The organism is Paenibacillus sp. 01T442, from assembly GCF_056398345.1.
Genome location: NZ_JBFTPF010000072.1, coordinates 1 through 25566 on the forward strand (window position 1 = coordinate 1; position 25566 = coordinate 25566).

The 25566-nt window shown below is 43.3% G+C and carries 22 protein-coding genes and 2 pseudogenes; 8 read left to right on the top strand and 16 right to left on the bottom strand.

Features of this window, described 5'->3' with window-relative positions; all coding sequences use genetic code 11:
- Positions 1 to 262 (top strand): hypothetical protein (locus tag AC1DLM_RS29245; protein ID WP_477571930.1); only part of this gene is annotated, 262 nt, incomplete at its 5' end.
- Positions 263 to 344: 82 nt separating this feature from the next.
- Here AC1DLM_RS29245 and AC1DLM_RS29250 read toward each other — a convergent pair.
- From AC1DLM_RS29250 to AC1DLM_RS29265, 4 genes are all read right to left on the bottom strand, one after another.
- Positions 345 to 884, bottom strand: a complete 540-nt coding sequence (locus AC1DLM_RS29250; protein ID WP_441990271.1) for a VanZ family protein — start codon at positions 882 to 884, stop codon at positions 345 to 347.
- Between the two features lie 37 nt (positions 885 to 921).
- A complete protein-coding gene (locus AC1DLM_RS29255; protein WP_441990272.1) occupies positions 922 to 1791 on the bottom strand; it encodes a M15 family metallopeptidase in 870 nt (289 codons plus the stop codon).
- 84 nt (positions 1792 to 1875) lie between these two features.
- Positions 1876 to 2976 carry a sensor histidine kinase gene (locus tag AC1DLM_RS29260; RefSeq protein WP_441990273.1) on the bottom strand — a complete coding sequence of 367 codons (1101 nt, stop codon included), beginning with the start codon at positions 2974 to 2976 and terminating at the stop codon, positions 1876 to 1878.
- Complete coding sequence (locus tag AC1DLM_RS29265) at positions 2969 to 3664, bottom strand: response regulator transcription factor (protein ID WP_477571931.1); 696 nt, start codon at positions 3662 to 3664, stop codon at positions 2969 to 2971. The genes AC1DLM_RS29260 and AC1DLM_RS29265 overlap by 8 nt, the downstream gene beginning before the upstream one ends.
- 202 nt (positions 3665 to 3866) lie before the next feature.
- Between AC1DLM_RS29265 and AC1DLM_RS29270 the strand changes: the two genes are divergently transcribed.
- Positions 3867 to 5060 (top strand): MFS transporter, encoded by a 1194-nt coding sequence (locus AC1DLM_RS29270; RefSeq protein ID WP_477571939.1) that lies wholly within the window; start codon positions 3867 to 3869, stop codon positions 5058 to 5060.
- 665 nt (positions 5061 to 5725) lie between these two features.
- On the opposite strand, the pseudogene AC1DLM_RS29275 reads toward AC1DLM_RS29270, so the two are convergent.
- A pseudogene (locus AC1DLM_RS29275) lies at positions 5726 to 6295 on the bottom strand (hypothetical protein); the annotation flags it as partial.
- Between the two features lie 240 nt (positions 6296 to 6535).
- Here AC1DLM_RS29275 and AC1DLM_RS29280 point away from each other — a divergent pair.
- Entirely contained in the window at positions 6536 to 7570 is a 1035-nt protein-coding gene (locus AC1DLM_RS29280; protein ID WP_477571932.1) for a YheC/YheD family endospore coat-associated protein, read from the top strand.
- A gap of 50 nt (positions 7571 to 7620) precedes the next feature.
- Here the strand turns inward: AC1DLM_RS29280 and nasC are convergent.
- A pseudogene (gene nasC / locus AC1DLM_RS29285) lies at positions 7621 to 9756 on the bottom strand (assimilatory nitrate reductase catalytic subunit NasC).
- A 143-nt stretch (positions 9757 to 9899) separates the two neighbouring features.
- Positions 9900 to 12059 (bottom strand): alpha-galactosidase, encoded by a 2160-nt coding sequence (locus tag AC1DLM_RS29290; protein WP_477571933.1) that lies wholly within the window; start codon positions 12057 to 12059, stop codon positions 9900 to 9902.
- Positions 12060 to 12166: 107 nt separating this feature from the next.
- On the opposite strand from AC1DLM_RS29290, the gene AC1DLM_RS29295 reads away from it, so the two are divergent.
- Positions 12167 to 13042: a helix-turn-helix transcriptional regulator gene (locus AC1DLM_RS29295; RefSeq protein WP_441991887.1), complete on the top strand. Its 876-nt coding sequence runs from the start codon at positions 12167 to 12169 to the stop codon at positions 13040 to 13042.
- A gap of 95 nt (positions 13043 to 13137) precedes the next feature.
- Here the strand turns inward: AC1DLM_RS29295 and AC1DLM_RS29300 are convergent, their stop codons facing one another.
- Positions 13138 to 13494, bottom strand: coding sequence for a hypothetical protein (locus AC1DLM_RS29300; protein ID WP_441991888.1), 357 nt, complete (start codon positions 13492 to 13494; stop codon positions 13138 to 13140).
- Positions 13495 to 13821: 327 nt separating this feature from the next.
- Here AC1DLM_RS29300 and AC1DLM_RS29305 point away from each other — a divergent pair, with 327 nt between their 5' ends.
- Together AC1DLM_RS29305 and AC1DLM_RS29310 are read left to right on the top strand one after the other, a co-directional pair.
- Positions 13822 to 14253 carry a DUF1641 domain-containing protein gene (locus tag AC1DLM_RS29305; protein ID WP_441991889.1) on the top strand — a complete coding sequence of 144 codons (432 nt, stop codon included), beginning with the start codon at positions 13822 to 13824 and terminating at the stop codon, positions 14251 to 14253.
- A 21-nt stretch (positions 14254 to 14274) separates the two neighbouring features.
- Positions 14275 to 15456 carry an NAD(P)/FAD-dependent oxidoreductase gene (locus tag AC1DLM_RS29310; RefSeq protein WP_441991890.1) on the top strand — a complete coding sequence of 394 codons (1182 nt, stop codon included), beginning with the start codon at positions 14275 to 14277 and terminating at the stop codon, positions 15454 to 15456.
- Between the two features lie 182 nt (positions 15457 to 15638).
- On the opposite strand, the gene AC1DLM_RS29315 is transcribed toward AC1DLM_RS29310, so the two are convergent.
- From AC1DLM_RS29315 to AC1DLM_RS29325, 3 genes are all read right to left on the bottom strand, one after another.
- Complete coding sequence (locus AC1DLM_RS29315; RefSeq protein ID WP_477571934.1) at positions 15639 to 16784, bottom strand: GerAB/ArcD/ProY family transporter; 1146 nt, start codon at positions 16782 to 16784, stop codon at positions 15639 to 15641.
- Positions 16785 to 17049: 265 nt separating this feature from the next.
- Positions 17050 to 18231 (bottom strand): Ger(x)C family spore germination protein, encoded by a 1182-nt coding sequence (locus tag AC1DLM_RS29320; RefSeq protein ID WP_477571935.1) that lies wholly within the window; start codon positions 18229 to 18231, stop codon positions 17050 to 17052.
- Positions 18232 to 18248: 17 nt separating this feature from the next.
- A complete protein-coding gene (locus AC1DLM_RS29325; RefSeq protein ID WP_477571936.1) occupies positions 18249 to 19751 on the bottom strand; it encodes a spore germination protein in 1503 nt (500 codons plus the stop codon).
- Between the two features lie 277 nt (positions 19752 to 20028).
- Here AC1DLM_RS29325 and AC1DLM_RS29330 point away from each other — a divergent pair, with 277 nt between their 5' ends.
- Positions 20029 to 20247, top strand: a complete 219-nt coding sequence (locus AC1DLM_RS29330; RefSeq protein ID WP_171630507.1) for a hypothetical protein — start codon at positions 20029 to 20031, stop codon at positions 20245 to 20247.
- 19 nt (positions 20248 to 20266) lie between these two features.
- On the opposite strand, the gene AC1DLM_RS29335 is transcribed toward AC1DLM_RS29330, so the two are convergent.
- From AC1DLM_RS29335 to AC1DLM_RS29355, 5 genes are all read right to left on the bottom strand, one after another.
- Positions 20267 to 21283, bottom strand: a complete 1017-nt coding sequence (locus tag AC1DLM_RS29335; protein ID WP_477571937.1) for a Gfo/Idh/MocA family protein — start codon at positions 21281 to 21283, stop codon at positions 20267 to 20269.
- A gap of 143 nt (positions 21284 to 21426) precedes the next feature.
- The gene (locus AC1DLM_RS29340) at positions 21427 to 22065 is read right to left on the bottom strand and encodes a class I SAM-dependent methyltransferase (protein ID WP_441991895.1); all 639 of its coding nucleotides are present in this window, start codon (positions 22063 to 22065) and stop codon (positions 21427 to 21429) included.
- A 383-nt stretch (positions 22066 to 22448) separates the two neighbouring features.
- On the bottom strand, positions 22449 to 22634 hold the full coding sequence (locus AC1DLM_RS29345) for a twin-arginine translocase TatA/TatE family subunit (RefSeq protein ID WP_057313821.1): 186 nt from the start codon (positions 22632 to 22634) through the stop codon (positions 22449 to 22451).
- A gap of 34 nt (positions 22635 to 22668) precedes the next feature.
- Positions 22669 to 23877 carry a ZIP family metal transporter gene (locus tag AC1DLM_RS29350; protein ID WP_477571938.1) on the bottom strand — a complete coding sequence of 403 codons (1209 nt, stop codon included), beginning with the start codon at positions 23875 to 23877 and terminating at the stop codon, positions 22669 to 22671.
- A 20-nt stretch (positions 23878 to 23897) separates the two neighbouring features.
- Positions 23898 to 24947 (bottom strand): multicopper oxidase domain-containing protein, encoded by a 1050-nt coding sequence (locus AC1DLM_RS29355; RefSeq protein ID WP_441991897.1) that lies wholly within the window; start codon positions 24945 to 24947, stop codon positions 23898 to 23900.
- Between the two features lie 329 nt (positions 24948 to 25276).
- Between AC1DLM_RS29355 and AC1DLM_RS29360 the strand changes: the two genes are divergently transcribed.
- Positions 25277 to 25450, top strand: a complete 174-nt coding sequence (locus tag AC1DLM_RS29360) for a hypothetical protein (RefSeq protein ID WP_441991898.1) — start codon at positions 25277 to 25279, stop codon at positions 25448 to 25450.
- The last annotated feature ends 116 nt before the right edge of the window (positions 25451 to 25566 follow it).

The following is a 25566-nucleotide window of genomic DNA, read 5'->3' on the forward strand; positions in this document are numbered from 1 at the left end:
GAACAGCACCGATCCTAATCTTCCACCAATGGGTCTTCGGCTCAGGCTGCGCGACGATTTCGATATTTCCGGCTACTCGACGACCAATCAAGCGATCTTGCGAGCTATGAAAAAATACGGCATGATCGTTGCCGATAACGGCAGTGATCTCTACGTGAGCGGAGCGCCTGACCCGAAATGGGACGACGATGACTTGAATGAATTAGGTAAGCTCAAAGGCAGCGATTTCGAGGTTGTGGAGACAGGTCCTATTGAAAAATAAGATAAGGGAAGACAAATAGGCTGTCCTCAAGTAGCTTGCTTTACTTGTAGGACAGCCTATTCTCGCATGTCATCACCTTAGGTTATGTTACCTTCTTTGAAAACGTCATGTGTTGAGATTCAAACATTCGTAGAATAATTGTCTTGCACGTTACGGACAGCTTAAAAATAAAATACCCGAGTAGACCACCCAACCCATTTAGAATGAGATCATCCACATCAAAGCTCCCCATTGAAAGAACAAGTTGTAAACTTTCCAAGCATAAACTTAACCCCACAGACCGCAGGAGTGCACCGAACAATGAAATCTTCTTATGCCGCCATATCAGAACTAGAAACATACCGTACGGCATGAATACCGCGATATTCCCGAACAAATTGACGAGATCATGTGAGGATAAGCTTTGAATGTTATTCGATATCGAAACGAAAGGCTTGAAGTTCGCAAATTCTAACCGATTTTGGATATGCGCTGGATTCTCGATATTCCGCTGAAGTTGATGCCACAGAAAAGCTAAGTCTATGCTACTAAATTTAAATAGAATGACCTTGAACAGTACATACATATAAAAAGCGAATAAAGCCGACAGCAGCATCTCATTCCATATTTTGATTTGTTTCATACCGCAGTCTCACTCTCCTCTAAGTTATGAATTGCTCTCATGGAAGCAAGGTGACGATTATGCCATCCATATTGTTGCCCGATAAGTGATAGGAACGATTGTTAGGCACTTGAATGGTACTATTCTGCGTGATTGGATAATACGAGATCTCGTAGATTTTCCCTTTCACCTTCGTAGTAATGTTCTTTTGTTGTTTTAAATACGCCAAATATTCTTCTAACGACAAGTTCATCTGCTGCATAATCACACTGTGTGGTAAGCCTACATAGCGAAAATGCCAAGGTTCATATTGGATGCCAGTAATCGCTGTTTTGTCCTTGGGATATCGTAAAATAAACCCATATTCCGCGGCATTTCGGATCAACCATTCTCCCTCGGGCGCTTGATTCATATCGGACTGGGTAGAACCTATATCAAGAGCCAATCCTAAATTATGTTCACTATATCCCGCAGGTAAAGCATAATTAGCCCCCATATCTTTATAGAGCTGACCTTGCTCTTGATTGTCTCGATAACCACTATTAATCATAAAATGACGCACACCGTCTTTTTCTGCTGCTTTCATCATCGTTGTAAATGGTTGAATAATGCTTTGTGACAATCGAATCGAGTTATCTAGCAAACCAAATCCTTTGACCAACTCTTTATGTTGAAAAAGATTAAGTACATCAGTGGGTATGCCTACCTGATGAACCGGGTTCTCCTTATTAATTAAAACTAAATTCCCTTGGTAGATCTGATCTTTGGTCAATTTAATTACAAGATCCTTACCTGGGGCAGTTACCACATGTGGACTCATTTCCACTTCCGAATGGTCAACTTGACGATCTGCTTTTGCTGAATGTTGCTGTATAGCTTCATAACTGAGAAGAACGGCTATTACAAGCCAAAAAACCCACTTCTTCATTTCCTGTTTCCCTCCTAAACCTTACTTGCATTTAGAATAAAGAAAACATTTTAAATTAGAAGTGGGACAAATATAAAATTTTTCTTAAACTTCGGTTTTACTTATCGGCAAACGCACTTCAAAAAGCGTACGAATCACATTACTTTGAACGGTAATCGTTCCTCCGTGCTGCTCCACAATATTTTTGGCGATGAAAAGACCAAGTCCTGTACTCCCTCCCTGATGGGTTCGAGCCTGGTCACCTGTATAAAACATTTCAAACAGATGCGGAAGTTCATCTTCAGGTATGCTGTTACCATAATTGATCACTTGAACGACGGCTACTTCCCCATCCCGCTGGCCGTTAATATCGACAAACTGACCGTCTTTTCCATACCGATTGGCATTAGATAAAAGATTTTCAAATACGCGGGCCAGCAACTCTCCATCAGCCGATATTTCCAAGTGCGGAGCAACCTGCAACCTGCTAATCAAATGACTCTTTTCGAAAACAGGGTACATTTCCTCATTCAGTTGAACAAGCAGTTCACTAAGATCTATTTGCTTTTGATCAATGGAAAGCATGCCGAATTTCATTCGGGTTATTTCAAATAATTCATCAATGAGTTTCTCTAATCGTTGAGATTTGTTAAAAGCAATCGTCGTGTAATGCAGCACTTGCTCTTTCGTTAGCTGATCATCCTGCAAAATAAAATCGAGATACCCGATCACGGAAGTAAGCGGCGTACGTAAATCATGTGCCAAGTTCAGAACAAGTTGGTCCTTACTATTTTCCGCAAAATCTCCACGTTCTACCGCTTGCTGCAGCTTCTCACTCGCCATATTGATATCATCGGCAATATCCTTGAACTCATCATTGGAATCAATATGAATACGATTATGAAAGTCACCGCCAGCAAGACGATGAATCCCTGTCGAGATCTCGTTAAAATAAGTGGCATAGCGCTTAGTAAGGAAGAAGAAAAACAATATAGAAAGCGGCACAAACACTATCAAGAAAAAGTTTAAGTCCCCAATCGTGTTAACAAACTGTCGTAATTTAGCTACAGGATCTTCCCTTCGAACACCTGCATAATAAAGCTTCAATACGCGATATAGTATAAAGGTAAATGTACCGGACAACAGCATGCTAAGCCCTAATAAACCGATCATTTTGGATCGAAAGCTGCGTAATAAATTAGCCATTGAATGTATATCCCACACCCCATACGGTTTTGATTAATTTGTTTTTATTGCTATCTTCACCGAGTTTTTTGCGCAGTGTACGAATATGTACCATGACCGTGTTACCACTTTCATAGTAAGCTTCTCCCCACACATGTCCAAAAATATGTTCTGCACTGAACACTTTCTTAGGGTGACTTGCTAAAAGGTACAGGATATCAAATTCTTTCGGCGTAAGCTCGACTTTCTCTCCATATAGAAGAACAGATCTTTGATCCGCATCGATGGTCACACCTCCCACATCCAATACGGGGCTGCTTGCTGCTGCCGGCTGGCTCAACTGAATAGATCGCCGTAGCTGTGCATTCACCCTAGCCACCAACTCCATAGGGTTGAACGGTTTCGTCATATAATCGACTGCGCCCATAACTAACCCCGTAATTTTATCTAAATCAGAGGATTTGGCACTCAAAAAAATGATCGGCAATGAATAGCGCTCTCGAATTTGCCGCGTCACTTCATACCCATCCATCTTCGGCATCATGATATCTAGAATCGCCAGATCAATGGCATGTGACTCAATCGCTTGAATAGCCTCTTTCCCGTCGGATACTTTAATGAGGTGATAGCCCTCTTTTTCCAAATGTAACGCAACCAAATCAGCGATCTCCGCCTCATCATCTGCGATTAAAATCGTCGTACGCTTCATCTCTATCGCGCTCCTTCAAATACTTGTCCCGCTGTCGTTTACAATTCATTCCTATTATAACCGATTCGACTTCTATGGGTACCTCTCTTCCAAATTTTCTCACTGGACAGGCATAACACCGTATCTTCTAAGTAATAAATGGGAAAATATAAATGAATTGAAGTAGTGGTAAACGCGACTAGTACATAAAGGAGGAAGCTTCATCACCAAAGTATGCGATAAAAAGGATCCCAAACTCGTCTTTCGTCAAGTTTTTTGGGCTGCTGGGTTTGGCTGGTTATTTGATGCCATGGATGTCGGTTTATTATCTTTTATCCTTGTTGCACTTCGCAAAGAGTGGGCACTCACGGCCCAAGAGGCAGGGCTTCTCAGTTCGGTCAATCTGATTGGCATGGCAATCGGTGCCGCTTTCGGCGGATACCTTGCGGATAAGTTTGGGCGTCGTCCCGTGTTTTTGCTGACCTTAGTGTGTTTTGGTGTATTCAGCTTTGGAAGTGCGTTTGCAAGCGGATTCGGTAGTATGCTTATACTCCGTTTCTTAATGGGTCTTGGGTTAGGTGCTGAACTTCCTGTTGCCTCTACACTTGTTAGTGAATTCGCGCCGCMCGATAAAAAAGGGCGAATTGTTGTGTTGCTGGAGAGTTTCTGGGCTGCAGGCTGGATTATAGCGGCTGTCCTCGCTTACTTTGTGATCCCGGCGTTAGGATGGCGAACAGCTGTCATGATCGGGGCAATCCCCGTATTGTTTGCTTTTTGGGTCCGGCGAGCGGTTCCAGAATCGCCTCAATTCGGTAATCATCGTGGTCGCCCGATTAAATTAGGGGTGTTGTTCACTACTTATCGAAGAGAGACCATTGCACTTTGGGCTGTTTGGTTCGCCATTGCTTTTTCCTATTACGGAATGTTTCTTTGGCTTCCTTCCGTTTTGGTCGATAAAGGTTTCTCCATGATTCAGAGCTTTCGTTATGTACTTCTCATGACACTAGCCCAACTGCCTGGTTATTTTACAGCCGCTTATGTTGTGGAGAAATGGGGTCGCAAGCGGACTTTAACCGTTTTTCTTGTTCTTTCCGGGGTAATGTCAGTTGGTTTCGGGCTAAGTAACAGCATCTCTATGCTTTTATTAACGGGCTCATTACTGTCCTTTTTTAATTTAGGAGCTTGGGGAGCACTGTACGCGTACACGCCAGAAAATTACCCGACAGAAATAAGAGCCGTAGGAACAGGCTTTGCGGCTAGCTTCGGCAGGATAGGTAGTGTGATTGCACCATTTTTGGTAGGTGCAATGGTACAAACGGATATTGGCTACGCATGGATATTTGGCATGTTTGCATTAGTTATTTTAATAGGAACAGGGATATTGCTCATATTCGGTAAAGAAACCTTGGTTCGGTGAGTCCATAGCCCACCCTCATTCTACTCTCTCCCATTCATATGTTATGCTTGAAAGCGCCTCATTTCAGTCAATGAAATAAGGGATAAGCATCGCTTACCMCAAGACTTCAACAATATTTGCGGCTACGTTTTTTAACTAGGCGTATAAGAAAGACTTGCACTAAAAGAGAGTTGAGTAATATCAGCTGCTGAAGGATTAGACGCTACATTCGTCCTTATACGAATACCAATCCGATCACCTGCTACGACACCTAATGTTCCGAGATTAATATTCGTTGCTGCATAGAAAGTACCGGCAATTACCGTATTACCAGGACCTCCAAAAGTAAGTGAGCTAGTCAGTGGAGTTGTCAAGTATTGTGAAGCAAGATGACTAACCCCATTATTAGGAAATGAAGGAGCTCTGAAAACTGTGAAATCATATACAAGTGGTGTCACATTTATAGAGGCCACTGAAGCAACCAATAAATCTGCGCTTATTTGTAAATTTCGAATAATTCCATTAAAGGGAATTGGGAATGCAAAACCACCTGCTTCTGGCGGCATCGTTGATTCTCCAGCACCATTAATAACTTCAACCGTATGATTACCAAAACCCATTAAAATTGGCGCAGCAGATACGACTGTAGCACCACTGAGAATAACACCAGTTGAAAATGGAATTAATCCTCCAGCACCAGCCGCACCTGCGGGGCCTGTGGCTCCGGTTGGTCCTGCTGCTCCCGCTGTTCCAGCTGGGCCTGTTGCGCCAGTTGGTCCCGGTGGACCACCCGCTGGGCCTGTTGCTCCGGTTGCTCCTACACCTGTAGCTCCTGTTGCTCCTGTAGCACCCGCGGTTCCCGCTGTTCCGGTTGATCCGGTTGCACCTGCTGCTCCCGCTGGGCCTGTTGCGCCAGTTGGTCCCGGCGGACCACCCGCTGGCCCTGTAACTCCTGTTGCACCTGCTGGGCCGGTAGCTCCCGTAGCTCCTGTACCTGTAGCTCCTGTAGCTCCTGTAGCTCMCGCTGTTCCCGTTGATCCTTTGGGTCCTTCTGGTCCCTCTGGCCCTTTGGGTCCTCGTGGACCTTCAGGCCCTTCGTTCCCTTTGTGACCTCGTGGCCCTTCTGGCCCCGTAGCTCCCTTTGCTCCCGTCGCTCCTGCTGGTCCTGGTGCTCCTACTGGTCCTGGTGCTCCCGTAGGACCTGCTGCCCCTGGCGCCCCTGTAGCTCCTTGGGGCCCTCGTGGGCCTTCTGGCCCTGGAGGACCTGGCGGGCAATTACATTTCCCCATACTAATCTCATCTCCCTATTTTCAAGCGTATTTCATCATATTAAAAGCCTAAATAGATAGACACAGTAAATGCCTACCAAATTAGTAAAAGTGGAAAATAAAGCTAATTATTCAACAAAAATCAGCTCTTTTATGTGATTGTCCCATACCAAAATGACCGCGCTAGCATTCATTATTAAAGATGGATGATGGCAGGGAGTGATAGGAATGGACAAGCGCCTATTAATAGGTATTATGGTAACTAAAAGGATTAGTAGAAAAAGTATTTTGGGTCTTTGTCAGCGTTATCAAAATCAAAACCTGAGACTTTATGCTTTCACTCCAGCAGATATACGGTGGAAAAAGCAACGTATTATTGGACTTAGCCTGAAAAATGGCAAATGGATACAACGTATGTTCCCTTTCCCTCGTGTCGTCTATAACCGTTGTTATAACAAAGACTCAATGACCATTCAAAGCCTAGAGAAAATAATAGGTAAGAATAAGTGTTTCAATTCAATCAATCATTTCAATAAATGGGATCTTCATAACCAACTACACCAATCAAATCTTTCGGAATATATACCCGACACATTTCAATATAATGAAGTGAACATATCAGAACTATTAGACAATAATAATCTTCTCTTTATAAAACCAATTTATGGATCTAAAGGGACATCAGTCTATCGAATCGAACGTACAAATAATGACGATATTCATATTTCCTTACACAGTCTAGCTCCAAGAGTTATTTGCAGGAAAAATGAAAGCATTCAGGAAAAGTTAGATGTTCTCCTCGGAGGAAAGAACTACTTGGTCCAACAAGGGATTCAAATGACTCAACTTGATCGTCAATATTTTGACATCCGTGTCCTTGTTCAAAAGGGGAATGTTGGTCAGTGGATGATATACAACATCACTTGTAGAGTGGCATACGAGCGTTACTTTAACACAAGTATGTGTGAACGCGTATATGATGCAGCAGRAATTCTCAAGCGAATACTTTCGCCTGAAAAAGCAACTGAAATCCTACAGTCTCTGTACGAATTAAGTGTAATGGCCGCTCAAGAAGCAGAAACTCTTATGGGATCATTGGGAGAACTGAGTGTGGACTTTGTTTTGGACAAACAAAGTAAATTATGGATTATTGAACTAAATGGAAAGCCTCAAAAAAATATATACGAGGATCTTAAGGGTTTTAAACATAAGGATCTGTATCGTAGACCAATGGAATATGCTTATCATCTTACTCAATCATAAAAAAACCGAACTCACCGTTGCAAGAGATCGATGAGTTCGGTTTATTCATTTTATACATATTCAGATACTAACGGGCTTACCTGTACCGCACACACTTTAAACCCAGGCATTTTGCATGTTGGATCGAGTGCATCATTCGTCAATTTATTAACGTTCTGGGTATCACCCCAATGCATAGGCACGAACACGGTGTCTTCGCGAATAGCGTCACTAAATCGACTACGTACGTGAATTTCACCGCGTTTGGACGTTAATTTCACAAGTGTCGCATCCTCGATATGGTGCTTTTTCGCTGTACTTGGATGGATCTCCATGAAGGATTCCATATCTCTCGCGGCTAATGATGGACTTTTACGTGTTTGCACACCTGTTAGATAATGTACGAGAACTCGGCCAGTGGTCAAATACAGCGGGAAATCCTCACTGGTTTGTTCCTTAGGCAAATGATTCTCCACGGTAGTGAGAAGCGCTCTTCCCGCTGGAAGCGGAAAAGAAGATTCGAATAAGCGTTTGGCACCAGGGTGCCCTTCTTCTGGACAAGGCCAATAGACGCCTTCTTCCTTCCGCAATCGCTCATACGTAATGCCATAATAATCTGCTGTTCCTCCACGACTTGCTAGTCGAAGCTCATTAAAGACATCTTCCACCTGTGTGAATTGAAAGAATTGACCTCTTCCAAGCTGCTCAGCAAGCTCACAGAGAACCTGCCAATCATGCTTAGCTTCACCAGGTGCTGCAAGATCAGCTTCTCTTAGAAGCACGCGTCCCTCAAGGTTCGTTAACGTTCCTGCATTCTCTAAAAAGGCTGTTACCGGTAAAATCAGATCAGCTAACTGTGCCGTTTCGGAGATGAGGAAGTCCGCAACGACAAGGAAATCGAGCTTCTTCAAGCCTTCTTCTACGAAGTTTGCATTGGGGTTCGAGACGAGTGGATTCGAGCCCATCACGAATAAAGCCCGGATCTCCTGCTCATGGACTTTCTCCATCATTTCATAGGCTGAAACTCCCTTGCCAGGCAACTCGCTCGGATCGATGCCCCACACATTCGCGACATAAGCGCGATCCTCTGGATTTTCAATCAGGCGGTAGCCTGGAAGCTGATCTGCTTTTTGACCATGCTCCCTTCCGCCCTGCCCGTTTCCTTGTCCTGTGACGGCGCCATAGCCGCAGCCAGGTTTGCCAATTTTACCAGTAAGAAGCACGAGATTCAGAAAGTTTCGAACCGCCATGTGGCCATCCGTTTGCTGCTCCACGCCTCTTGCTGTAAACACCATGCCCGTCTGCGCTTTGCCATAACTCAATGCGGCTTTACGAATCAACTAAGATGGCACTCCGGTTAAGTGGGCGATCTCCTCCATATCAAGCGAATCGAGATGCGCTCTAAGTTCCGTTAACCCAGTAGTTMGATTAGCTACGAATTCTTCGTCTAAACAACCTTCCTCAAGCAGAACTTTGAGCATCCCATTGGCCAAAGTCGCATCCATCCCAGGCTTCACGCGCAAATGAATATCGGCGATACGCGTTGTACCCGTTTCACGCGGATCAATGGCTATGATGATGGCACCCTTCTCTTTCGCTCTTTTAAAATAAGGCATCAACGTCGGTTGACACTCCGCAATATTCGTTCCCGCCAGTATCATACACTCGGCAATTTCAATGTCCGAAAGTTGGTTCGTTAACCCTCGGTCAATCCCGAATACTTTAACCCCGGCTGATGCCGCGGCCGACATGCAAAATCTACCGTTATAATCAATGTACTTCGTTTGCAGGGCAACACGCGCGAATTTCCCTAATACATAAGCAGATTCATTTGTGAGTGATCCTCCGCCATATAACCCTACGGTATGGTTGCCATACGCATCACGGAGGTTGTTAAATTTACTTGCGATTAGCTCATAGGCGTCATCCCAAGTAATTCGCTCAAACCTACCATTGCGCTTCACCATCGGATGAAGTAGGCGTTCTCCTGTAAGTACATGCTGATATGCATATATGCCTTTGATGCAAAGTCGCCCTTCTGATGCTTGATTTGACATCGGCACAACAGAATAAAGGGACTGTCCATTGGCGGCGCTGCGATCTTCGATGACTTGCATTTTGCACTGTACACTGCAAAAGGGGCATTGCGTATCCATCACATGTATAGAATTGGAAACGACTTGTTCCTGCTTAACAAATAGACTCATGAGCTCACCTTGCCAATGCAGCTTTACGCTGCGAATTTACTGAATCAAATCTTGACTTGCACTTCGATCGTAATCTTTTCCTGAGCAAGTTGCAACAATTGGGATGATTCTACCGTAAAATGGGGCCGTCGCGAATCTAACTCTCAAGAAATCGATGACTTGTCGTATCGATACATAATGAAAGTGAATGGTGCTGGTCGTGTGACCACATATTCTCCTTGCGGAGTCGATTGCCAGACCATTTGAAGCTGCGATTGAGGAATTAGCACTTCATCTTTTACATCCATTCGCATCAGCTCGGTTACGTTTACGGCACCACTCACTCCCCAAAGTTTCATAGCTGCGGAGTCAGATTCATGCAGCTCGCGGAAGATAAGGACATAACCATGCGTTGGGCTGCAAATACTTTGCAAGCCTGTCCAGCTAGCCCCGGAGGGTTCTTCACCAATTGGCAAAACTTGTCCAGCTAAGATCTCAGCATGATATGGTTTCAACGCCTGAATAGTTCTAGACAAACAATCCATTTGCTGCTCCTCTAATCTCGTTAGTTCCATCCAGGCTAATGGGTTCGAGAACGCTGTTGCTGCGAACGCATAGACTTGCCCGCATGTTTCAGGAGCTAAAGGATCTTCCGCATAGTTATCTGTGTTGCGATTCACATTCAAGAATTCCATTTGCAGTCTCGAAGATGGTAGATAAGGAGCTAACATCCAAAGATTGCGCAGCGTCCAGTGAGGATAATAATTTTTCCAATCGGAGTAACGATTTTCAAGGAAGATACTGCCATATTGGGTTTGCCCAAAAAATCCTAGTCTCTTCTGAKCGGTCGTATCGATATTGAAATCAACTTGCCCGTTGGTCGCTTTCTGAACGTATCGCATCAAATTCAATAACCGAATCTCTCCCAGCTTAGAGCGTAGCTCTATGCCATCTAGTTTAAATGCACGAATATTGTAAGTGCGATGTAGATGCAATAAGTTAGCAATGTCCTTTTCCCAGTTCATAAAGTCATGTACAGAGTCTGGTGAGTACCATAAGCCTAAATCAACCCGAAGTTCCTTGGCAAGCAAAACGATAGGTTCAAGCCCACTCGGAAACCTGTCCGGATGAACCTCCCAGAAATCGCCATCGCCACTATAATAATCGCTCCACAACCCTCCATTCGCCTTCGTTGCTGCATGCACAGAATTGCTCGTTACCCCCTTCTGCCACCCGTCGTCAATTTGCAAGATACTTAAACCAAGAGCAGCAGCTGCCTGTAATTCTTTGATCAAGAACGACTCACTTATTGCGCCATCTTTCGAACGATCCCCCCACGTATTGCTCATCATGAAACTATCTCTATCCGAATTGTGTGCACGAAGATTGCGATGATACCTATGCAGTAAGTCAAATCCGCCGAGTATAGACCCATCATAAACACCAATGGTTACACCGTATGAGGTCGTCTCCTGTGTTTGTTGGAGATCTTCTTCACTGATCCCCGTCCCTTCCAGACTCAAACGCTTCCCGCGAAATTGAAATTCCATGCGAGTCTTACCGAATTCCCCCAATGGTGTTGGACCTTCTTTGATAATTAATAAACCACTCTCATGAAGTGTTTTCGTAAGAAACAATAGATTACCATGTACGCTTCGTTTCTCATTGATATATAACAAACCCGTGTCACGACTTACGAGATTATTGTTCGTATCAGTCTGATCTAAAAATTGAATAGATGTCCATCGGCAATGTAGATCTCGAAGTACCATATGATCACAATAATCAGCCAGCACGACGTGATGTTGCTTATTATTCGTGTCTAATTGAAGTGCTGTCGTGGAAAGAGTGCTTTTTACATCGAAATCTTCTTTTGTCCAGGCGAGATATCGTTCCTTATCTGGCGGGGTAAGATTGCTTTTGAMATGACGATCTGGTATCACGGTTATTTCGTGTCTAATGAATGGTGCATCAGGATAGATCTTCAAAGTTAATCGTCGGATAGAAGCTATCGCTTCAAAGTGCATATCTACATTCGTTTGTAGATAAGGCTGAGATACGCCATAGTCATTCTCAACGAAATTCGAAATGAATATGGCATCCGGCTGCTGCTCATCAGATAATCCTGGTATTTGAAACAACGGGGTATCGGATTCTGCTGCGAGCCATTCCTGCTTTGTATTTTTATCTAAAATAGAGACATTAACTGGACGGCCGCTGGCAAACGACAAACTCCTTTCCATCTTGGCATTCCCAATCCGCAAATAAGTCCCTTCAACACGAACATAACAATCCAACCATTCCTTAAGCACCATATCCACCATATCTTCCGTAGCCTCCAATGTGGTAAAATATTAACCAATACGGACATTATATATCTTAGTAAGGATAGAAAATATAGTAACATCTTGATGATTGGTGGTAAAATATTGTGCATAAATCTTATGGCTTTCGATACACGGAAGATGCAAATCGCCACCTATTTAAGCTCAACTCGATCGGGCACAGCTCTGTGACTGACGAGAACTACCAATGGAACGGACTAAAGCGTGGCGGGCAAGGGGTCATTTTTCAATGGACAATTAAAGGCGCAGGTAAACTTCGCATTGGGAAAAAGCATTACACCGTCCCGAAAGGCCATGCATTTATGGTAGCTATTCCTAGCGATCATGAATATGCATTCGATGCCTCGTTGTGCGATCAATGGGAGTTTATGTGGATTCGTTTTGAGGGGTTCAAAGAGGATTGGTTGCGACAAGATTTGCTTCAAACGTATGGGCCTGTTTTTGAAATCCATCCTGATGCGGCTCCAATTCAGCTTCTATGGCGACTGTATTCAGATACAGCGGAGAACCAATTGAAAGACCGATTTGATCTTTCGCTTCGCATTTATGAGTGGATGCTTTCCCTGCAACGTTGTTTATTGGATGGAAACGCGCCAACAAATTTAGAAATTCCCTCCGCCTACAAGCGCGTCGCCGCTTACATCCAGGACCATATTGCTGATGACCTTTCCTTGGATCGGTTAGCAGAAGTCGCACAGCTGGATAAATATTATTTATGCAAAATGTTCCCCCACTACTTCCGCATAACCCCTATGGATTATGTCCGTAACCGACGAATCGAGAAGGCCGCCGAGCTGCTACGCGATCATGGACTGTCCATTACACACATTGCAGCCTTATGCGGTTATACAAGCTTGAGCTACTTCGGGAAGGTATTTCATAAAATGGTAGGACTATCGCCAATTGCGTTCCGGCTATCGGAAGTCAGTGAGAGCGAAGATTACTTACGATTCTTGGAGTGATCGGGCAACTTGGCGAGAAATAAGGCCCTTTTGGGGCTTTATTGCAGCCGAAGGCTCGAATTTCACAATAACAAAAAAGAACCCCGAAGGATTCTCTAATCACTGCTATTTGTCCCACTATCACTGCTGCCACCACCACCGCTATCGAATCCGCCACTACTGCCACTGTCTGAACTCCAGCTACTTCCGCTGTCAGTACTTCCTGAGCTATTATTATCACAATTTGCACGATTGTCTGTTGATGTACCGTTCGAATCATAATTAAGTTCAGGTTGATTGTTATTCAGCTGATGCTGACTTTGATTATCCATAAGCATGGGATTGATGGTCGTCGTGTGGTTGTTGAAATTCGACTGAGACCTGCGGTTCCCACCACTTGAACCTGAACCTGGTATTACAAGTGAAGCTATGATGCCTATTATTGCGACTAAGATAAATATCCCAAATATCATCGTGTACGCCCTTCCTCATTTACAACATATTTTACAATTATTGTATTCGATGCAAATGAGATAAATCCTGTGCAAGCTAACTTTTAACTAAATTCTCGTAGGCAAACCGTGAAGATACATCAGAATTCAATCATGTAATGAACAGAAACGGATGCCCTACGCTCAACGTGTATAGCATCCCTTCCTTATTCAAGGTGCAAACGGTCCTACTTGTGTACAAAAATAGGATTTGTTCACCAATTTGAAATATCTGCCTTTATAAATTTATTGTCAAAAGGTGTAGAATAATGTAATACGTTTTTTTCTACGCAAAGGAGGATTTGTCATATGTCTCAGACATCAACTATTCAAGAAGTACCCGTTTCAATTGTTGCTGAACCCAAATCATTAGACGTACTTGACCAATTACTGAAACCCGAGGTGCAAGAATCGTTAACACTTCTGGTAGATAATCTCCCTAAACTAGCTGAAATGGTTAACATGCTTACCAAAGCTTACGATTTCGCACAAAATGTAGCGACTGACAAAGTACTTATAAATGATTTTGCCCAAGGTATTGGGGAATTCGTAAAACCTGTGCAAGAGAAAGCAAAAAACATCGCATCGGCAGCTATTGAAGCTGGTGAGCGGTCGCAAGCTGATGTTAGTACAACCATCGGTCTATTCGGTATGTTGAAAATGCTGAAAGACCCTGAAGTGCAGAAAACACTTCGATTTGCTCAAGCATTCTTGAACGTACTCGCTGAACGAAAAAATTAATCCGGACAAGGGATGGTAACGATGGCTAAACAAATATTAATTCTTGGCGGCGGGTACGGTGGTCTCTTGACTGCGTTAACTGCACGTAAACATTTATCTGCTTCAGAAGCTAACATTACGATCATTAATAAATTCTCAACGCACCAAATCATTACCGAGTTACATCGATTAGCAGGCGGCACAATTAAAGAACAGGCCGTTGCACTTCCCCTTCAGAAACTGCTAGGCGACAAAAATGTCAATATCGTGGTTGACACGATCCAAGAAATTAAACCGAATGAGAAACAAGTCCTTACAAGCAGCGGTGCCGTACATAAATACGATTCACTAGTTGTAGCACTTGGTAGTGAAACGAACTACTTCGGCATTCCGGGATTGGAAGCGAACAGTTTAATTCTGAAATCAGCTTCTGATGCTAACCGGATTCGTGCTCATGTTGAAGCTCGCTTGGACGCTTATAAAGCTTCTGGGAATAAGGCGGATGCGACGATTGTGGTCGGTGGCGGTGGTTTAACGGGAGTTGAGCTTGTCGGTGAATTTGCAGATAAGCTTCCTGAAGTTTGCCGTGCTAAAGGCATTGATTTCAATGATATCTCCATCTACTGTGTGGAAGCAGGCCCAGCCATTCTTCCTGTGTTCCCAACAGTACTCATTGAGCGTGCTGTCACAAGTCTTGAGAAGCGTGGCGTTACCTTCTTGACGGGTGTTGCGATCACTGAAGCTACGAGTAATTCGGTTTCGTTGAAAAGCGGGCAAACGATCGAGGCGAGCACGATTATTTGGACTGGCGGCGTCAAAGGCAACCAAGTTGTCGGCAGCTGTGGGATCGCAGAAGATCGCGGCCGGGCTACGGTGACATCGACACTACAATCCACATCACACGAGGATATCTTCTTGGCTGGTGACTGCGCAGTTGTATTCCCTGAAGGAAGCGAAAGACCATATCCTCCAACTGCTCAACTTGCATGGCAAATGGGTGAGACGGTTGGTTACAATTTGTCCGTTCAACTTAAAGGCGGCGTCATGGATAAATTCGTACCTGTGTTCTCTGGAACTCTAGGTAGCCTTGGTCGTAAAGATGGCATTGGCACAATCGGCGGTAAGAACACACAGTTAAAGGGCTTACCTGCTACACTTATGAAGGAAGCAAGTAACGTTCGTTATCTTTCACACATTCATGGATTATTCGCTTTAGCTTATTAATAAATACAGATGTCTCGCAGCCTATATGGTTCGTGAGGCATCTTTTTTTATTCTCAACGCATTGTTGATCGTTGCTTCCCAATCAATGATATTAATAGTACTAGATAGTTTATGTTCCTTGTCCTGAAAGGCATGGTATGAAAGCGGATCATGCTTTGCCCAATTGAGAGATGATAGAAACATCACGATTCCGTCAGCAACTCAGTGTCGTTCCTTGATCCCTTTTTACGTTTATCTCGGAGATCAAAGATATAAAACAAAATGAGCATCAATACGGGAATCACGATACAGAAAGTAATGTCGAAATAAACATAGTAGGACTCAAGAATTGCATTATATTCCGTAATATTAGGCGTACCCACAACTGTTCMCACGAGTAGCAGCATGCCAATTGGTATGGTCAGCATATGACTCTCCTTTAATTGAAACAGTTCAGCAAAGCCTGAGGTTAATGAGAAAAAGAGGAGTAGCGTTTTATAAAACACCGATATGAACCATAGAAAAGCCATAACAGCCTCTAACCGCTCCAAGAAATGACCAATCGTAATTTTCTGTGCGAGTACGAAGGTCGGATAATATTTCGATTCCATTAAATTTGGACCTAACACAAGTACACACAAAATCACAATGATAAATAAAATGGCACCACCAATTGCATAACCGATTAAGATTGGTTTAGTTAGTGATGTAGAACCTACAACATTGGATACAAGCATAAGTAGTACAATCATTTCTGAAAAAGCAGTAACAAAAGCCATGATTGCTCCCTGAAAAATTACTCCCATTCCTTCTGCCGCAATAGGTTTCAAGTTTGAGAATTCCACTTGCGGCAGTAATAAAACAAAGAGAACTAGGAAGAAGAGCATAAATACTGGAAATAGCAGCTCTCCCATTCGTGCAAACGCTTCAACACCATACCTATAGGCGATAATAATGACCAAAATGAATACAGCGATGATCGCATTAATAGGTGTTTCTGGCATTAATTGCGTTGTCATAAACTGACTCATCTCACTTAACAAAGTTAGCGAACACATATAGAACTCGAACAAAAATAGTACGATGATTAAACTACCAATCCAAACCCCAAGATTTAACCTTAGGAGATTAAAGAGTCTCCGCCTCCGAAGTTTGTTAGCGATACCCGCGAAAATACCCGCTGCTACGAAACCAAGGAGTATGGCACACAACATAGACAACCATGCATCTTGTTTGGAAGCAGCTGCGAGAATGGTCGRCAGAATGAGAATCGAATCTCCGATTACGCCAAGAATGATTAAAATCGTAAACTGGCGTACGGATATGGTAGCATTGTCAAATGTTCTCACTCGAACCTCCTTGTCCCTGCATCCAGCCTAATTAACCGATCCAACTGAACATCCAAACAACTATTTTAAATGGGTTTGGTATCACAATCTCTAATGTGAGTAATATATACAACACGCTAGCTATTAGCAGGAATATGATGAAAATAACTAATTCTCGTTTATGATTTTGACGTAATAATTTAGGCGCATCTAGCMAGAACGTACCCGCGGCTAAAGCAAGAACGGTGAGTACAGACGCCATCCAAGACCAAGCCTTTCTCCATAGCTATTTCATGGTTGAATTCCCAATTGTACCCGTCTTTCGAATAAACAATCCGATCTTATAATTGACATTTGTTTGAGGGAACATCTCATCATTCCACGTATCTTTAACTTCTTTCCAATACGCAGGCTGATCCTTTCCTAGCTGACTACMAAAACCAATAATATCCGATTTCATCTTCTTTGCCCTAGCAACGGTCGCTTCCACATTCGACTGTATGATTTGTTTCGTTTCTTGCTCTAGGCGTTTGATCGTTTGCGGATCCGTCAAATCGATATCTCTGCATTGTCTACTCACGATGTTCGCTTCCGCACGAATGGACACATCTATCACAGGTTTCCCGTCCTGTACGCCTGCTTTTAACTTAGAATCAGATGATGTAATTTCAATTCCCGTATATTTCTGTTCAGCACAAGGAATTTCAATAGATGTGCTATCCAATTTGTTTGTAATGTCTGTATATCCTTTACTTTCCTGCTCATTTAACCAACCAATTAATTTGTCATCTTTAAACACTGCAATCCCCGTGTAGCGGAATCGGCTAGGCGGCTGAAAATATTCTACGTTTGTTTTCCTGTCACCAACGGCCGTGTCACCAATTAATTTGATACCAGTTAACGCGAGTTCGAAACCCTTGCTGGACAACTTATTCAACGCTTCATCCAAGGTCATAGCAACAGTCGGTGCCCATGACTTCTGTGAAGTTTGTAAGGATTGCTGCATACTATAACTAGGTAATTTCTCGACGGGTGTAAATAGTTTCAAAATATTCTCAGCCATATCTCCTCTTGCTACAACGATATTAAAATCCATCCGCAATTCATTATCACGGACTGAATTATCGAGGAAATCTTTAATCCCTCGCTTCGCTAATTCCTCACCAATGATATACATTTGCAAATGTCCCATGTAGACTTTCCTTGGTGCCTCCGCTGTTAACGACCTCGCTGCCTCAAATAGTGTCTTCCCTCTACCTTGATAGAGCGTGCTAGGCGGACGATCCCCACCTCTTCGTTGGGCAGATATTTCACTTGGATTAACAACTTGAAAGGACACCAAATACTCGCCATCCTTCCAATCCACACCGACGCCAAGTACAATAAGCAGCTCATTTAATTCACGTCTGCTCCAACACCCAGTTAGCATGAGTAAGCAAAGAATCAAGACAGTTAATTTATATTTCACCCTAAAGCGCCTCCCAACTAACGCTTTCGTATTCTTTCGCTGCCTTCATCTAGTGATGTCTCAGGACGCTTAAACACAAGCCATCTCGGTAAACGAACCAGCGAATCCTCTAAATCTGCTTTGCGGTATGGTGAAAATGGAGACATATAAGGCTCTCCGAAAGAACGAAGAGCACACAAATGAAGTAATAACACAAACATCCCCATGGCAATCCCGAATAACCCAAAACTTGCCGCAGCCMCCATAAATACAAACCGAAGCAGACGCACTGGAATCGACATGCTATACGCTGGCAACGTAAAGGTTGAAATGGCCGTTACTGAAACGACAATAACCATGGCTGCCGAGACAATTCCCGCTTCTACTGCAGCTTGTCCGATGACAAGTGTGCCTACGACAGATACGGCTTGTCCAATTGCTCTTGGCATGCGAAGACCCGCTTCTCGCAATATCTCGAAGGTCAACTCCATGACTAACGCCTCCACAAATGCGGGCAACGGCACCCCTTCACGTTGCGCTGCCAGTCCGATTAACAGGGAAGCTGGCAGCATATCACGATGAAAAGTCGTTATTGCGATATAAATGGAAGGCAATAGCAAGGAAATAAACACTGCGCTAAATCGAAGTATCCGAAGCAGAGTTGCATAATAGGCTCGTTGATAATAGTCCTCTGCTGATTGAAAAAAAGTAACGAGCTGTGTAGGTACCAGCAAGATATTAGGTGTACCATCTACGAGAATCGCCACCTTTCCCTCTAATAACTGGGATGCCGTGGAGTCCGGGAGCTCAGAATTATAAATAGTTGGAAAGAGTGAAAATTTATTATCATCAATCAATTCCTCGATATATCCGCTATCCAAAATGCTGTCGATATCAATTGCTCTTAATCTTGACCGAACGAGTTCGATTACGGAAGGCTTAGCAATCCCGTTAATGTACATAATCGTTACGTCTGTTTTCGTCATCCGACCAATGGATATCGTCTCCAGCCACAGTCTGTGGTCTTTAATTTTACGTCTAATTAACGCAGTATTGGTGCGAAGTGTTTCTGTAAAACTCTCCCTCGGACCACGTACGGACGTCTGGTTGGTGGATTCAGTAACATCACGTCCCTTCCATTTACGAATGTCTGCGCGATAGGCGTAGTGCTGCTGATTAAATAAAATAATAGCCTCGCCTGAAAGTAAATTCTCATACAGAGCTGCCATATCCGCTACGGTTTGAATGGAGCCTAATCCTGTCAGCAGTTCTTTGGCAAGTGTTTCTGTATCCAGACTTTCTCCATGTGCGTCCTGTGTGACATTCCTTACCATCATTTTTAACACATCGAAAATATACGTATTTATGGCCAACGTATCGGAAAGTCCATCGATATATACTACTGCGGCTGCTACGATCAAAGTGCCATCATCCTGTATCTCTCGAATGACGACATCGTCGCTTCCGCCTAAATCCATCATGATTCGTTCAAGGTTTATTTCAACATTCGGGTCAATAGGAATCGTTGCATCATCTGGCATGATGTTAATCCCTCCTTATTCTCATCCCTTCCCCATTATGACCATTTGAATTGGTAGATAAACCGTGATAGATGTTTTGGCCAATTCTTGCTTGGAACAGTAAAAAGCCGTTACCAAAGGGTAACGACAAGAATTACATAGTACAATAAGAACATATCTCGCCAAATTCGCATGTCGTACATAACTGCGAATATACTCAAGTTATAACTGAACGAATAACAATGGTACAGACGATCCAACCGTCTTGAGGCGGCGACCGAAGGGGAGGGCGATATTCATGATGATGACCTTGACATCCGATGGAGATCTATTCACAGCAGCGCTATCTCAAACAACGGTATCCGTGTGGCAAACAGATGAGAATGGTGTTTTCTGTGAAGTCGATCGCGGAATCATTGAAGAGTTCACAAGAATATCCATTCGCATGAGTACGATCACCGATGAGATTGCCTTTTATTTCCGTGACGATGGAACAGAGTTTCGAGCTGAAACCTAGAACCAGTTCTACCAGGTTGTTATAGATAACTAATTCGTTTCCCAGATCTAGCCGATTCATACACATCCATGACGAGATTGAATGCCTTAAAGCCTTCGGGTCCATTCAAACCGTAACTGCGATCCGATAATAAATGGTCATAGAAATCAGCAATTTGAGTACCATGACTAATTCCCCAGTACGATTTGGCCCCTAGATTCGTCGTTTCTGGTGAAGTCAGCATCGTTTGCACACCATCAATCACCCGATACAACGTATCACCCGTGAGTACGAGTTTCCCTTTTTCAAAGACAAGCTCAATCTCAACAGGGGAATTTACCCCATACGCGTTCGTTGCATAGAAGATAGCCGTTGCTCCACTTCGATACGTGAGGTGTGCATGAACGGTATCTTCTACTTCAATAATTCCCTCAAGGGAATCCGTCGACATGGTTCCTTTAATACTAGATACTTCGCCGCCTATCCATTGCAGTAAATCCAACGTATGAATAGACTGGTTAATTAGGACGCCACCGCCTTCTGTGGCCCATTTCCCTTTCCACTCTGTTTGATAATAGGACGCATCTCTGGACCAAGTGACAATTCCTTTAAGACAAAGCAACTTCCCTAATTCACCGGATTGGGCGGTTTTCTTCATGATTTGGGAGGCCGGATTATATCGGTTTTGGAAAATAACACCAAGCTGTACATGCGGATTCGCTTCTGCTGCACGTAACATCGTTAGTGCCGCTTCTTTCGTTTCAGCCATCGGCTTCTCAGTAAGAACATGCTTACCCGCATGTAGTGCATCAACCGCCATTGGCGCATGCTGGTAATGTGCCGTACATATGTGAACGACGTCAATATCAGGATTTTTCAACATGTCGAGATAATCGGTGTAATACGCACAGTCATACGTTTCAGCAGTTTGAGCTGCTAATTCGGCGTTCGTATCAACTACGGCCACTAGTTTCGCTGTCGGTATTTGTGAAATAGCTTTCAAATGTAAGCCGGAAATCGCTCCGCAACCAATAAGTGCAATGCCAATCTGTTTCATTGGAATCCCCTTTTCTGCTTCGATATTATGGTCCAACTTGATGATACACATGTATATATTAGAGGTTCGCTCATCCAGCACCAAATCCTTTACGATTCTGCATGCGGAAATTGACCACTTATTGCTTTATCATGACTTTTCACTTACCTGCGTGGTTGTAAAGCAATTTCCCACAGTATCTTCTTATTGGTATATCGATCCATTTCATATTCCTCCATATGCAGATAAGTCCATTTTTCTTTATCAAAAAATCGCTCTATCTCTTCTCGATCAAAAAATCTTCGATAAATCCCTTCCGATTCCATTAAATAGCGATCTGTCGTTGGCATGACATTTCCCTTATTACTCATTTCATTGGTTGAATTCAACCTACAAAGTAAAATCCCCTCTGTTTTGAGCACGTTATGGAGATCTCGGATGACTTCATGGGTAGTCGCTTCATCAAAATAATGAATACTGAGATCAGCAATTAGGACTTGTACAGAATCTTTTGGAAAAGGAAGCCCCTCTGCCATATCCAAACAAAGCGTTTGAATATCTGGCAGGAATGACTTCAATGTACGAATTGCCACTTCGGAGATATCACAAGCGATTGGCGACAGTCCATGTTCTACAAGGTACTTGGCGTTATTACCGACACCACAACCAAGATCAACGATAAGATCTGCACGGCTTGTTGTCGATAAGTATTCTTGCCAGTATTTGTCCAACCAATTATCGAAAGTAGGTTTGAGGCCTAGCCTTTGATATGATTTATTCCAATAGTGTTCTAGTGACTTCATTATTTTGCTCCATCCGTTAGTCGTTTCTCTTTCTAAACCATATATACTACGGCAACCAGCAGTAAAATCCAAGGTATAAATTGTAATATGGCCCCCTATCCCCACCTACTCTACCTGTTAACTGGAAAATCTACAGTTAAATTTCACCATTTCGGTGCTTATGAAAGAATAACTGGATAACCTACATCTAATTCCGAGGAAATTTCTCGAAAATACAATTATAAGGATTATTAACGACATAATTTCCATTTATTTTCATATTCCTGCTCAAATGAAGGAAATTAGATGTACCTTTTACAGCTAATTGGTTACGAATAAAAATAAGCCGCCCAGTAATGCAGCTCACGCTACCACTGGACAGCCCTTTTATTATCTCATCAAAATTAATGTGTATCCTTCTGCTTATCTTTCGTCTCTTCTTCTTCCAACAAACCTTTCGTTCCTTGTCGAAACTCCTTGATGGTCGTTCCGAAAGCACGACCTAGTTGCGGAAGCTTCGTTGGACCGAATAAAAGTAACGCAACGCCTACGATTACAATAAGACCTGGTATGCCAATTCCTGATAGCATGTGAGTCACCACCTTTCCCCATCATTGTGAAACCTTAAAATTTCACCATTAACGCTGTTACATACATGATTAATATCCCTGCTGTAAGTCCACTGAAGTTTAACCAAGATACCGGAGATAGACCTTTTTTCTCAGATTCTCTCAGAATCATTTTCGAAATAACGTAAATGACCTGCAGAATCGCACCCGCACCGATACCGAAGAAGAGTGCAGCTAATGTATCGTTAAATATGAAGCCACCCGCCCATGTACCTATTATAGCAGGTCCGCCGGCGATTAATGCTAATTTGACAAATGTCTTCCACGTTGGGCGATCTTTCAGCAGTGGAGCTGCAATACCTACGCCCTCTGTAATGTTGTGAAGGGTGAAACCAATGATGAGGAAAGTCCCTAAAGCTGCCTCCCCTACTGCAAAAGCAGATCCGATCGCAAGACCTTCTCCAAAATTATGAAGCCCGATGCCTGTTGCGATTTTGTTCGCTACACGTTTGCCAGCATATGTTTCACTGCTTAATTTACGCTCATTCGACTGGTCGACAGCGATCAGGAATAAACAGCTCAGCAACGCACCGAACCACACTAGCCCTGAGCCTTGGAAGACGCCTGGCGCTTCAGCAGCCATCTCAAAGCCTTCGCCAAAGGTATCAATGACTAGGAAGAACAACAGACCAACGGTCAGTGCAAGAATCGCGTGCATGCCTCTTACCGAGAATCTACGAAGAAATGGATACCATAATAGGCCAAGCCCTACGGGAATTACCCCCACATAGAAGCCAATTAACGCGTATTGCCAGATTAGCTTCCCATTCGCTTCAGGCGTAGCAGCAGCCACTGCCACTTCACCTACGAAAATCAATCCATTCGACGTGATGAGTTTCACTTCATGAGGATCGCCTTGTACCCACGGGTATGKGATATGGATCATGCCTTGTTCGAATCTTTTTAACGTATCACTAGGTGAGAAAGAAGCATTCCAAAATGCGCCATCAACAACGACTTGAGCGATAGTTACTTCTTCTGGCCCTGAGTTCAGTACTTTCACTTGAATACCGTCATCATTTAGTGTGATTTTCTCGACATTCAAGACTTCGATCGGAGCAGCCGGTTCGTTCTCAATCCCGGTACCTACTTTGGCAATCGTTGTAATAATGGCTAATAACAAKATCAAKGGCAGAAGGCCCCAAAGAATAGCTTTTATTTTAGAGGGAGATGTCGGCTTACTGGTTTGATTATTGATACTCATATCGTACGTCGCCTCCTTTCTTATTCAGCAATGAAGAATCCCATCCAACCGAGTTCAGCAAATTCGCTTTGATGCGCATGGAACATGTATCGCCCAGGTAGTGGAAACACAATTTCCAGAATCCCACGTTCACCCTGGCATTGCATTATGGTATCGGTATATGCTGGCCGAGCCTCAGGATCTGCCCCCGTTGCGTAATAGTTGAAAAAGTTCGCATGCAGATGAAAGGAATTAATTAAATCAAATTCAGTCAGATTGCTTAAGTAAATACGTACAAGCTCCCCTACCTTCACTTTAATCGGTTCCTGCTGATAGGCAAAAGCGTAACCATTCACTGTGTAAATTTCATTTTCCCCGTCGAGATCCAGATCGTAGCCATTCATCAGCATGTTGAATTCCTTCGCAGCAGCTCTTGGCTTCTTCGGGTCAATGATGAAATTGCCATAGAGGCCTTTATGGATATGTCTGGCTAAGGGAGCCACATGGCAGTGATAAACGTGCATACCAGCTGGTTTGGCTTCAAATTCATACGTAAACGAATCCCCGGAAAGCACAGATTCAAGTCCATCCATATTCGTAGGGTGCATGCCATGAAAATGAATGGAATGCGGATGAAGTGTTCCATTTGTAAATTTCACCCGAAGGACATCGCCTTCTGTACAACGGATTGTTGGACCTGGTATCGTCCCATTGAACGTCCAGCCAGGAAACTTGATTCCTTTGGCAATCTCCACATTAGCCTCATAGGCTGCGATCTCATATTCCCTAAGCGTTCTACCGTCAGGAAGTTTACTTACTTTCCCATAATCAAAAGCAGTCAGCGCATGCTGTGCAGCTTTGAAACCTTCTGTTACTTCGCTGCTCGGCACATAGCCATGCTTCATACCTTCATGTAATTGTTCTTTCATCGCATGGTGAATATCATGTTTATCTTGCGCTTGTGCGATCGGTGGCCTACCGAATAACGAGGACGGATTCAATAAGGCACTCCCTATCACAGCAAACGCTCCTGTCGTTCCTAACTTCAAAAGATTACGTCTCGATAGCTTTTTATCTTGTTTCTGAAACATCGCTATGACCTCCTATTATAAATTGCTTGTTTACAATTTTTTTTACCTAGGGAAACATTTTGAGTAAAAATAAAGTTTCCAGTGGAACAAAAAGTTTACCAAGGGAAACACCGTGTTTTAACTATATGCGGAATGGTCGCGAATGTAAACCTATTTGTTAAAAAATTCTAGACATCAGCCAATTTCATAAAATAACATGCTTATTCGACAAAAGCAGTCTTATTCTCATCTACGGTTTGACAAATATTTTCGCCTATTGAATTTATAATAGAGTTAGGTTTGTTAGTGAGGTTCTAACTATTGTGTAACCATTTGGGAGGATGATCGACATGGACGAGCAGTTTATTAAAAGATTACACTCACTTAATCGCCGCGATTCATTAAGGTCTTTGCTGCTTATCGAAGGTGTTCGCCTCACTCTCAGACGTAAAAAACAAGTAAGCTTGTTCAAGAGGCTTTTTAATCGCAAAAAGCAAAGCATAACTGCAAAAGGGTGGAAATAACGAACAGAATAATAAATGATAGGGTATTTCTCGCTTAACGCGCCCTTTTATAGTAGAATGATGTCTCAGCTACATGAAATGGATACGGGGTGTAGGAATGGCCATTAGCTTTACGA